Annotated in this window: 12 protein-coding genes and 1 pseudogene; 7 read left to right on the forward strand and 6 right to left on the reverse strand. The window is 71.9% G+C overall.

What is annotated here, in order from left to right; translation table 11 throughout:
* Positions 1-50 precede the first annotated feature (50 nt).
* The 3 genes from folE (at position 51) to AB0F10_RS16365 (ending at position 2,424) form a co-directional block, all read left to right on the forward strand.
* Positions 51-692, forward strand: a complete 642-nt coding sequence (gene folE, locus AB0F10_RS16355) for a GTP cyclohydrolase I FolE (protein ID WP_360624684.1) — start codon at positions 51-53, stop codon at positions 690-692.
* A 197-nt stretch (positions 693-889) separates the two neighbouring features.
* Complete coding sequence (locus AB0F10_RS16360; RefSeq protein WP_360624687.1) at positions 890-1,216, forward strand: nuclear transport factor 2 family protein; 327 nt, start codon at positions 890-892, stop codon at positions 1,214-1,216.
* 29 nt (positions 1,217-1,245) lie between these two features.
* Complete coding sequence (locus AB0F10_RS16365) at positions 1,246-2,424, forward strand: PQQ-binding-like beta-propeller repeat protein (RefSeq protein WP_360624689.1); 1,179 nt, start codon at positions 1,246-1,248, stop codon at positions 2,422-2,424.
* 31 nt (positions 2,425-2,455) lie between these two features.
* Here AB0F10_RS16365 and AB0F10_RS16370 read toward each other — a convergent pair whose 3' ends face one another.
* A complete protein-coding gene (locus AB0F10_RS16370; protein ID WP_360624692.1) occupies positions 2,456-3,190 on the reverse strand; it encodes a hypothetical protein in 735 nt (244 codons plus the stop codon).
* Positions 3,191-3,325: 135 nt separating this feature from the next.
* Positions 3,326-3,835 (reverse strand): DUF6328 family protein, encoded by a 510-nt coding sequence (locus AB0F10_RS16375; RefSeq protein WP_360624695.1) that lies wholly within the window; start codon positions 3,833-3,835, stop codon positions 3,326-3,328.
* Positions 3,836-3,990: 155 nt separating this feature from the next.
* Between AB0F10_RS16375 and AB0F10_RS16380 the strand changes: the two genes are divergently transcribed.
* Both AB0F10_RS16380 and AB0F10_RS16385 read left to right on the forward strand, forming a co-directional pair.
* The gene (locus AB0F10_RS16380; RefSeq protein WP_360624698.1) at positions 3,991-4,434 is read left to right on the forward strand and encodes a hypothetical protein; all 444 of its coding nucleotides are present in this window, start codon (positions 3,991-3,993) and stop codon (positions 4,432-4,434) included.
* Between the two features lie 66 nt (positions 4,435-4,500).
* Entirely contained in the window at positions 4,501-5,862 is a 1,362-nt protein-coding gene (locus tag AB0F10_RS16385; protein ID WP_360624701.1) for a gluconolaconase, read from the forward strand.
* Here the strand turns inward: AB0F10_RS16385 and AB0F10_RS16390 are convergent.
* Together AB0F10_RS16390 and AB0F10_RS16395 are read right to left on the reverse strand one after the other, a co-directional pair.
* Positions 5,849-7,105, reverse strand: coding sequence for an MATE family efflux transporter (locus AB0F10_RS16390; RefSeq protein ID WP_360624704.1), 1,257 nt, complete (start codon positions 7,103-7,105; stop codon positions 5,849-5,851). The genes AB0F10_RS16385 and AB0F10_RS16390 overlap by 14 nt on opposite strands.
* Before the next feature lie 92 nt (positions 7,106-7,197).
* Positions 7,198-8,193, reverse strand: a complete 996-nt coding sequence (locus tag AB0F10_RS16395; RefSeq protein WP_360624707.1) for an aminoglycoside phosphotransferase family protein — start codon at positions 8,191-8,193, stop codon at positions 7,198-7,200.
* Positions 8,194-8,317: 124 nt separating this feature from the next.
* Between AB0F10_RS16395 and AB0F10_RS16400 the strand changes: the two genes are divergently transcribed.
* Both AB0F10_RS16400 and AB0F10_RS16405 read left to right on the forward strand, forming a co-directional pair.
* Positions 8,318-8,896, forward strand: coding sequence for a hypothetical protein (locus AB0F10_RS16400; RefSeq protein ID WP_360624710.1), 579 nt, complete (start codon positions 8,318-8,320; stop codon positions 8,894-8,896).
* Positions 8,897-8,919: 23 nt separating this feature from the next.
* Positions 8,920-9,261, forward strand: a pseudogene (locus AB0F10_RS16405) (GNAT family N-acetyltransferase); the annotation flags it as partial.
* 135 nt (positions 9,262-9,396) lie between these two features.
* Here AB0F10_RS16405 and AB0F10_RS16410 read toward each other — a convergent pair.
* Together AB0F10_RS16410 and AB0F10_RS16415 are read right to left on the reverse strand one after the other, a co-directional pair.
* A complete protein-coding gene (locus AB0F10_RS16410; protein ID WP_360624713.1) occupies positions 9,397-9,978 on the reverse strand; it encodes a DoxX family membrane protein in 582 nt (193 codons plus the stop codon).
* Between the two features lie 268 nt (positions 9,979-10,246).
* Positions 10,247-10,423 (reverse strand): hypothetical protein, encoded by a 177-nt coding sequence (locus tag AB0F10_RS16415; RefSeq protein ID WP_360624716.1) that lies wholly within the window; start codon positions 10,421-10,423, stop codon positions 10,247-10,249.
* Between the last annotated feature and the right edge of the window lie 158 nt (positions 10,424-10,581).

Below are 10,581 nucleotides of genomic sequence, written 5' to 3' on the forward strand. Positions count from 1 at the left end.
GCGCCGCCCGGATCCTGCCGGCGGCGCCGACCCGCGACAAGGAGAACACCATGACAAGCACCGCCTGGTCACATGTCGGCCACCACGACAGCGGGGGGCCGCGGACCCCTCAGCTGCGGCTGTTGCACGATGCGGCCCCGGTCGACGTCGAGGCGGCGGCCGACGCCGTGCGGGACCTGCTGCGCGCCCTCGGCCAGGATGTCGGCTCCGAGCACCTGGCGGACACGCCGAGGCGGGTCGCCGCCGCCTACGCCGAGCTGCTCACCAGCGGGCCGTTCAATCTGACGACGTTCCCCAACGACGACCGGTACGACGAACTCGTGCTGGTGCGCGAGGTGCCGTTCCGGTCGCTGTGCGAGCATCACCTGCTGCCGTTCCACGGCGTCGCGCACGTGGGATACCTGCCCGGCGAGCGGATCGTCGGCCTGTCGAAGCTCGCGCGGGTCGTCGAGCACTACTCGCGCGGGCTGCAGGTGCAGGAGCGGCTGACCCAGCAGATCGCCGGCTGCCTGCAGGGCAACCTGCGGGCCCGGGGCGTCGCGGTCGTGCTCGAGGCCGAGCACCTGTGCATGTCGCTGCGCGGGGTCCGCGCCGCCGGCACCAGGACCGTCACCTCGGCGCTGCTCGGCCTGCTCCGCGAACACCCCGCGACCAGGGCCGAGTTCTTCGCGCTCGCCGGAATCCGGCACTGACGTCTGCCGCGACCCGCCCGGCCGGGGCAACGACCGCGCTATCGTCGGCCGTCGCCGTCCACCGTCGTGTCTGGAGTTTGCGATGAGCCTGACCGTTGAAGACCGGCTGGAGATCCACGAGGTGATCGCGCTCCATGGTCACCTGAGCGACGCCGGCGCCTACGAACGGTTCGCCGAGGTGTTCACGTCCGGATCTGGTGGTCGACGCCGGCGATCTCGGCCGCGCTCCCCTGCCGGCACCGGAGCAGTCCCGGTCACGCCTCGACATGTACGTCGCGGCGGCGCATCGTCTGGGTGCGCGCGGCCCGCTCGCCCACCATGTCACAAACGTCGTCGTCCGCGAGGACGGCGACGGTGCCCGGGCGTGGTCGAAGGGCTTCGCCCTGAACCAGGACGGTTCGACGGCCAGCTACACCTACGAGGATCGGCTCGTGCGCACGGATCTGGGCTGGCGCATCGGGCGGCGCAGGGTCACCGCCCGCCGGGAGGCCGGGCGCGGGGTCGAACCGTCGATAATCCGATAAAGCGCGGATGCGCCGGTTACGTTGCGTATGTGCGCAACCTGGTCCGTACCCCTGCCTTCGTCCTGTCGGTGGTCCTGGCCGCCGGCGCGGCAGCGACGCCGGCCGCCGCCGCGCGGTCGCCCCTGCCCTGGGACCACGCCGGGTATGACGCCGAGAACAGCTATTACAACCCGCACGAAACCGTGATCACCGCGGCCACGGTCGGCCGGCTCGCCAGGAAGTGGTCGGTGAAGCTGCGCACGGCGGAGGACTGCTCCGGATTCGGCGCGCCGGTCGTCTCCGGCGGGCGGGTCTTCGTGGGAGATCAGGCCGGGATCTCGGCATACTCGGCGGCGACCGGGGCCAGGGCGTGGAGCTTCGACTGGGACGACTTCGGCACGGGCTGGCCGCCGCGGCTGACGGTCGTCGGCCGCCTGCTCATCGCCGGCTACGGCGACTGTTACTCGGTGAGCGACCCGAACACCCACATGGTCGCGCTGGACGCGGCGACCGGAGCCCGGCGCTGGGCCGGAGTCCCGCCGATCGGGGACCTGGTGGTGGACAAGGGCGTGATCCTGGCGTCCGGCACCGACATCACCGGGGAGACGGCGGCCGCGGCCTATCGGGTACGCGATGGCCGGGAGCTCTGGCGGGTGAAGAACCGCCGCGTGGCCGCCGTCTCGGCCGGCGGCACCGTCGTGGCCGTCGCCACCGACGACGAGGGGGTGCGGACCGGCGAGTCGGTGGCGCTCGACATCGCCAGCGGCGCCGTGCGGTGGACGACGAAGACCTACCTGAGCGCCGACGCCGCGTCCCCGGCCGACGACGCGTTCTACGGCGCCGACGCCGACGGCGGGCTCGCGGCCGTCGGCGTCGCGGACGGGACCGTGCGCTGGAGGGCACCGGCGCCCGCGGACCCCAACGAGCGGATCGCCACGGACGGTGCCCGGGTGTACCGCTCGTGCCTCAAGACGGTCACCGCGCTGGACGCCCGTACGGGAAAGCGGTTGTGGAGCCGGAAACTGGCGAACGACACCGGTCAGCCGCGGGTGGCCGGCGGGCTGGTCTTCGCCGGGAACTTCGCGCTGGACGCCCGGCGGGGCACGGTGGTCGGCCGCGTGCCGGCCGTCGCGGGTGACATCGTCGTGGCGGGTGGGGTGCTCTACCAGGCGAAGGAGGGGGTACTCAGCGCCTACGCGCCCCGGCCCGCCGCAGCGCCTCGGCCGTAGCCGCGCCGGGCGCCGAGCGGTGGACCGTTGTCTACTTGCCGGCCAGCTTGCCGAGGTCCAGAATCTGGTTCTCGGCCGGCGCCTCGATGCCGGTGAACGTCGCGCCGAAGTCGCTGAACACCATCAGGTTCCTGCCCTTCCCGGTCATCTGCAGCGGGTACGGCTCTCCGGTGGTGGCGACGTAGAACACCGAGTCGGGATCGCCTCCGTCCTTGAGCCCGATGGCGGCGACGCCGCCGACCACCTTCTCCTCGCCCTTGCTCAGCGCACCCGTCGGCTGGAGCAACTGGTCGACGGAGGTCATGGTGAAGATCTCCGCGAACGACTGGTCCTTGTCGGCTCCGGCGACCCAGTGGTCGCCGATCGCCTTGGCCACGGTCGGGCCCTGCTTGGGGCCCATCGTCGTGATCCAGAACTGCCTGTTCGGCCGCATGTACTTCTTGCCGCCGACGGTGAGCAGCTCGAGCTTGGCCGCGCCGATGGACATGGAGCCCATGGAGTCCGCCCCGCTGACCTTGAGGTCGAAGGCGACGTTCTCGTCGTCCTGCTCCAGCTCGCCCTTGATCTGGTAGGACTTCGCCTTGGTCAGCGCCGCCTTGGCCCGCTGCAGGATCTCGTCCGCGCTGAGCGCCGCGATGCCATCGGCGGCGGGTGCCGACGAGGCGCCCGGCCGCACCGGATCCGGCGTGTCGGCCTGACAGCCGGCGAGGGTCGTGGCCGCAACGGCCAGAGCGATCAGCGCGACCTTGGTGTGGGTGATCCGCACAGAAATTTCCGTCCCCGAATGTTGATCATTTAAGCGGCGAGACTGTATCCCAACCGTGTTTACGGTGTCAGTCCCGTTCATTCCGGCCCGCACTCGACCATGCCGGGAGAATCGCCGCCGCCGGAGGCGGGGTGCTCACCGGGCGTCCTCCGCCTCCTGCTCGACCTCCTCGTCGATCCAGTTGTGCCGGTACCAGGGGATGCCGGCCCAGAAGACGAGGAAGACGAGCGCCGCGACGGCGCTCAGCACGATCGCCATCGGGCCACTGAGCAGGAAGTCCACGATCAGGAAGATGCTGCTGACCATCGCAATCAGCAGGAACGCCAGCCCGCCGGTCGCCATCCGGTGGGCGTACCGGACGAGTTCGGGTTTGCGGCCCTGCCGGAACAGCGCCCGGTGGAACGCCACCGGCGAGATGATCATCGCGGTGGAGACCGCCGCGGACATCAGCGCCACGAGGTAGACGTCCTTCTGCAGCGCACTGGTCCGCGGGAAGCCGCTGCTGAACGGCATGGTCAGCACGAACGCGAAGAAGATCTGGACGCCGGTCTGCGCGACCCGGAGTTCCTGGAGCAGGTCGGCGAAGTTCCGATCCCAGCGGTGCTTCTCGTCCTCGTTCGAGATCCTGCTCTTCTCTGCCGTCACAATGCCCGGCATCCCCTTCCGCGACGACCCTCAAACGCGAGCGCCGCCGCGGAGGGCGGCGCCTGAAATACACCGACCAATCGTCCGATCCTGATCGGGCCGGGCGGCCAGTACCCTCTCCGGGACCGCGATAGCGATCATGAAACGGAGACGCAGTGCAGCAGAAGCTTCAGACCCGTGCGTTCGAGTACGTGGCACCCGTCCTGCGCGCCGGCGAGCGGCCCCTGGTGGCCACGCGGGCCGTCGTCGGGGCGTTCGCGGCGAGCCGGTTCGGCACCGTCGTCGCGCAGGGGGCCGTTCTCGGCGGGGTCGGATCGGCGGCGGCCGGGATTCTCGCCACCGCGAAGAAGCAGTTCGTGGTGCTCACCGACCAGCGGGTCATCTTCCTGACGCAGACGTTCATGGGCGGCCCGGGCAAGCAGATCGTCGGCGAGCTGCCCCGGGAGCAGGTGATGCTGGCCGAGGCCCAGATGGGCATCGTGAGCGTGCTGCGCCTGGCGTTCGCTCAGGGCGACGGCGTGTCACTGACCTTCCCCCGGGTGGACAAGAAGAACGCCGAGTCGCTCGCCCAGGCGCTGCAGCGGGCCACCGTCGCCTGACGGCGACCGGCCGCCACCGCCGCCGCAGGTTGCCAAGCGGCGCAATAGTGCGTACAGATTGCAGCGATGAAGATGATCGCGCGTGCGATGGTGGCCGGCGGCCTGGCGTTCACGCTTGCCGCGTGCTCCTCCGACGGCCTGGCCAACCCGCCCGTCGGCACCGTGCCGCCGCCCGCCACCCTGCCCGGTGTTCCGGCGCTGGCCGCCACGGCCGTGCGCCCGCTCGCCGGCACCGGCGCGGCCCCGTTCGACCGGGCCCGGCGGCTGAAGGCGCCGCCCGGCTGGACGGTCACCGTCTGGGCCCGGGTGCCCAGCGCCCGGCTGCTGGCCTGGACGCCGGACCGGCGGCTGCTGGTGTCGCGGCCCGAGTACGGCGACGTCGTCGAACTGGTCCCCGGCCAGGGCGAGGCGGCGCCGGCCCAGCGCACCCTGATCGACGGGCTGAACCGGCCGCACGGGCTGGCCTTCGCCGGCACCACGCTCTTCGTGGCCGAGAGTGATCAGGTGAACGCCTTCACCTACCAGGACGGCGCGGTGTCGGGCCGGCGGGTCGTGGTCGACGGGCTGCCCGACGCGCGGAGCCCGGAGCTCGGCGGCCACTACGCGCACGCGCTGAAGAGCGTGGCGGTCGGCGACGACGGCGAGCTTTACATCTCGGTCGGCTCGACCGGCAACGTGTCCGCCGGCGACCGGGACGCGAACCCGGAGCGGGCCACCATCCTGCGGGCGCCGGCGGGCGGCGGAAAGCCCACGGTCTTCGCCCGCGGCGTGCGCAACGGCACCGGGCTGGCGATCGACCCCGGCGGCGCGGTGTGGACCGCGGTCAACAACCGGGACAACATCGGGTACCCGTACGACCGCGACTACGACGGCGACGGCGATCGGGACCGGGACGGGGTCCTGCAGGGGTACGTGAACGACCATCCGTTCGAGCCGCTGGCCCGGCTGGAGCAGGGCCGCGACCTCGGCTGGCCGTACTGCAACCCGGACCCCGACCTGGAGCCGGGCCGGAAGGACTCGCCGCTCAACTACACCCGGCGGCCGTTCGTGCGGGACGTGCAGACCAACCCCGGCGGCCGGAAGCTCGACTGTGCCGCGCTGCCGCCGGTCGAGCAGGGCATGGGCGCCCACTCGGCGCCGCTGGGGCTGAGCTTCGCGACCTCGCCGGGTCTGGCCGGCGGATACGGGCCGGGTGCCCTGGTGGGCGTGCACGGATCGTGGAACCGCAGGCCGCCCCGGCCGCCGGAGGTGTCGTTCTTCGCCTGGCGCGGCGGCACCCTCGGCCCGCAGCAGACGCTGCTCACCGGCTTCCAGGACCCGGACGGCTCGCGCTGGGGCCGGCCGGTCATGGCCGTGCAGGGTCCCGACCACGCCCTGTACGTGAGCGACGACCTCGCGGGTGCCGTCTACCGGGTCACCGCGCCCTGAGGCGCCCGCGCCGGGTGAGGCGCAGGACGAGCAGGGCCGCGAGGGCGGAGGTGACCTCCCCGGCGGCGATGCCGACCCAGATTCCGGTGATCGTGGTGCCGCCGGCCACCAGCACGAGCGGGGTCTTGATGAGGACGAGGGTGCCGGCGGAGAGCAGGTACGACGGGGTCGCGTACCCGAGGGATTGGAAGTAGGCCGAGGCGAGCGGGGCGACGCCGGCGGCGGCGATCCCGACGGCGATGATGCGCAGCGCCTGTTCGGCCATCGGGGCGACGGCGGGGTCGTCGGTGAAGACGGCGACGAGCGGTCCGGCGAGCAGGGTGAGGGTCAGCGCCGCGAGGGCGCCGTAGCCGAGGGAGGCGCGCAGCGCGAGGGTGCGGGCCCGGTGGACGCGGCCGTCGAGCCCGCGCCCCGCGTTGTAGCCGACGACGGGCTGCAGGCCCTGGCTGATGCCGAGGTGGGGCATGCCGGCGAAGGTCTGAATGCGGGCGCAGACGGCGTAGGCGGCCAGGGCGGTCGCGCCCGCGGCGGTGGCGGCGAGGACGTTGTTCACCAGTACGGCGAGCAGGGTGGCCCCGAAGCCGGCGAGGAACGACGGTGCGCCGATGCCGATCAGCGCCCGTACGGTCGGGCCGTGCGGGCGCAGGTCCCGGACGGTGATGCGGTAGGGGCGCCGGCGCTGGACGAAGAAGAACCAGAGGCTCATCGCGGCGGAGACGGACTGGCCGCCGACGGTGCCGAGTGCGGCTCCGCGCACGCCCATGCCGAGCCCGAGGATGAGCAGCGGGTCGAGGGTGATCTGGACCAGGACGGGGACCAGCCAGATCATGGTGGCGAACCGCAGGCGGCCCTCGGCGCGGATGAGGCTGGAGAAGCCGGTCGAGACCAGCGTCCCGCAGAGCAGCACGACGAGGTAGTCACGGGTGAGGCTACGGGTGGCGCCCTGTGCCCCGAGGGCGGTCAGCAGCGGTTCGAGGGCGAGCAGGCCGGCGACGCCGACGGCGATCGCGGTGGTCCAGAAGACGGTGAAGGCGTTGCCGGCGGCGCGTGCGGCGCCGGCGGGGTCGCCGCTGCCGAGGTGCCTCGAGACGAGGGAGGCGCCGCCCGCGCCGACGGTGGTCGAGACGGCCCCGAGGATCAGCAGGACGGGAGCGCCGAGGTTGACCGCGGCCATGGCCCCGGTGCCGACGCCGCGGGCGACGAACCACGCGTTGGTCAGGGCGTAGATGCCGTAGACGCCCACCGACAGGGTGGTCTGCGAGCAGGTGTGCCACAGCAGCCGCCCGATCGGGCGGCTACCGAGCGCGTCGACGCCGTCGACCCGGGTGGACGGCTTCAGCAGCGGTCTTCCGTGGCGAGCAGGGCGATGAGCTCCCGCAGCCGCTTGCGGGCCCAGTCGTACTGCAGGGTGTCGGTGTGGCCGCGGTAGTTCGTCTCGATGATCATGATGAGGGTCAGGTACAGGGTGTACAGGCGGCGGCGCCGGCGTTCGTTGTCGCTGAGTCCGGGGTGGCCGTAGCCGCGCATGAAGGCCGTCGAGTCACCGAAGGCGGTCAGGTCGGTGCCGGTGAAGCCGCCCTCGATGAGCGGGTCGCCGTAGAAGGCGCGCTCGTGGTCGATGATTCCCACGATGCGGCCGTCGCGGACCATGGCGTTGTTCTCCCACAGGTCCCATTCGACGAAGCGGGGCTCGGTGACCTCGTCCAGGCTGTCCGCGTGGGCGGCGATGACCTCGCGGATGAGGTCGTAGTGGTAGCCCAGGTCGACAGCGCGGCGCTCGCCGTCGCCGAGGACGTCGCCGATCATGCGGGTGAAGCAGGCGCGCCAGGTGGGATCGCCGGGCCCGGCGAGCGGGCCGAACGCCGCGCCGCGGATGCCGTTGAGCTCCCGGTTGACCGCGCCGAGCGCCTCGTTGTAGGCGTCGAGCTCGCCGGGCGGGAGGGAGTCCTTGAGCATGCCGAGGTTGTCCGCGTCGATGTAGGGCATGAAGAAGTAGTCGGCGTCGCAGAGTTCGTGGCTGCGGTCGGCGTGGTCGACGGCGGGCACCGGCACGCCGGTGTGCTCCCCGATGAGGCGCAGCGCGGCCAGTTCGACGCCCATGGCACCGCGTTCGTAGGTCATGACCTCGATGTGCGCCGGCGGCGCGATCTTGCAGACGACCTGCCGGCCGTCGCGGAGCCGGATGCGGTAGGCCACGTTGAACCAGCCGTGTCCCAGCTCGCTGACCCAGTCGGTGTCCCGCTCGTCCGGAACCTGGCCGGCGCCGTAGGCGCGCGCGATCATCGCGCGCAGCGTCGCGGGTGACTGCCGGTTCTTGGTGATGCTCTCCATGGATTCCACGCATTCGGCCGGTTCGGTCGGTCCGGATCGCACGGTAGCGGGAGAGCGCTCCCAGCGACAGCCGGCAGGTGAGCCCGATCGGAAAAGTGTCGGACCCCGGTGACAGCATCGGGCGATGAGGGTGAGGCCGATACGCGATCGGGCGGAGCTGCTGGGGACGCTGTCGCTGATCCTGCGCCGGGTCGGGCCGGGTTTGACCTACCGGCTCGTCGGCACCGGTGCCGCGCTGGCCCAGGGTGTCCGGCTGCCCACCGGCGACATCGACATCCTGGTCGCGCGGCGATCCGATGTGGACAGGTGCGCGGCCGCGCTCGACGGATTCCCCTGCCTCACCCCGCCGGTCTGGCTACCCGGCCCGGGTCAGTATTACGCCACCTTCGCGGTCGAGGGCGTCGAGGCCGGCTTCAGCACCGTCGAGCGGCCGGTGGAGACCGACACGGTCGAGTGCATGGGCAGCGGCCCCTGGAAGCACTACGCCGACGTCGCCTGGGAGGAGCACCTCGTCCCCGCCGTCGGCCTCGAGCTGCGGCTGGTCTCCGAGCTCGTCCGGGACCGTCCCGACCGATACCGGCCGCTGATCGAGCATCTGCGGCAGCACGGCGGCGACCTCGACCTGCTGGGCAGGTCGATGCGTGACCGCGGCGTCGATCCCGCGCTCCGGCGGCAGATAGTCGATCAACTCGGCCGGCGGTGAAGACAATGCTGACGGGCCACGGGATGGTGCTACGCGAATGGTCGGCGGCCGATCTGCCGCAACTGGTCCGGCTCTTCGACGACCCGGAGGTGGCGCGCCGCACGCCGCTCGCGGCCCCCTTCGACCACGACGCGGCTCGCGCCTACCTGCGCGCGGTCCGGGACGCGCGAGCCGCCGGCCGTCGCCTGCACCTGACGATCACGGCCGGTGACGAGCTGCCCTGCGGCGAGGCGATGCTCAACCTGGTCACGGGCGGCATCGCCTACCTCGTCGGCGCGCCGTATCGGGGCGGGGGCCTGGCGGCAGGTGCGGTCGGCCTGCTCACCACGTATGCCGCCGGCGTGACCGGCCTGCCGCCCGTGCACCTGGAGATCGAGGAGGACAACGCGGCAAGCGTCGCCGTCGCCCGCAGGGCCGGCTTCCGTCCGGCCGGCGCCGCGCCCGAGTTCGTCACGGACAAGGGGCGGACCTACGCCCTGTTCCGCTGGGTCAGGACCGGTTCAGATGAGCCAGCGGTGTTTCTGGACGAGGTGCAGCGTCACCCACTGCCGGCCGAGGCCCCACGTGTGCCCGGCATAGGTGAGCGCCACGACGATGGCGCTGAGCGCGTAGACGACGTGGTAGTCGATGATGGGGTTGGTCGAGCCGGTCGGATCGCCGGCGCCGGTGTGCTGGGCGAGCGGCCATTCGGCGGCCCACATCATGGCCATCATCAGGGTGGCGGCGCAGGCCGCGATCCGCAGGCCGATGCCGAGGATGAGTGCCAGGCCCATGCCGAGCATGCCGAGCATGAAGCCCCAGTCCGCCCAGGCGGTGCCGGCCATGTTGTGGAACAGGCTCTGGAACGGTCCGACCGCGACGTGGGACAGGAAGCCCATGGTGGGTGAGCCGCCGTTGATCCATGCCCGTTCGGACGGGGTGGAGTAGCCGAGGCCGAACATCTTGTCCAGGAACGCCCACAGGAATACGAAGCCGACGGACATCCGCAGGACGGCGAGCGACCTGGCGGCCGCCCTGGTGAGCATGTGGCCGGGCGCCTCGACCTGCTCGAGGTGGGCCGCGTGCCGACTGGTGGTGGTCATTACTTCCTCCTCGGTCGATGTCTGCACCTCTGAGGTTGCTCCGCAGGCGACCCGCGGCCCCCGGATCCGACATCCCGAGCAGGGCGGTACACAGTCCTGACCGAATGCGGACCCGGATGGTCGATTCGGTCGCGACGCACGATCAGCCCGGCCCGCGGCGTGCGTCAGCGCAGGCAGGACCGGCGCCGGGCCGACGATCCATCGCCGTCCGAACAGCCAACTACTGATCGTAATCGGTCGGGGGCGAGCACCGCGGACGAATCGGAGATCAGGGCAGCAGCGCCATGCCGGCGGCCGCCCTGCCGGCCGGCATGTCCTCGATGCCCTCGTTGACGTCGTCGAGCGGGCGCGCCGCGTACCGGACCCGGGCGCGGCGGGCGGCGTGCAGCCGGAAGATCTCGGCCAGTCGGCGCGGGTACCGACGATCGGACCCGGCGAGGCCCACCTGACTCGGTTCCGGATTGCCGTTCCATGACGACAGGGCAGATCCCCGGTTTAACGTGCAGGGGGGCCGAAGGTCCCGCCGGGGACGGCCACCGGCCCTGGCCGGCGGGTCTCGCTTGGTTCCACGGGCGGGACCTGCCGAGAACTCGCGAAGGGGAA

It is taken from the genome of Actinoplanes sp. NPDC026623 (genome assembly GCF_040638275.1).
Taxonomy (GTDB): Bacteria; Actinomycetota; Actinomycetes; order Mycobacteriales; family Micromonosporaceae; genus Actinoplanes.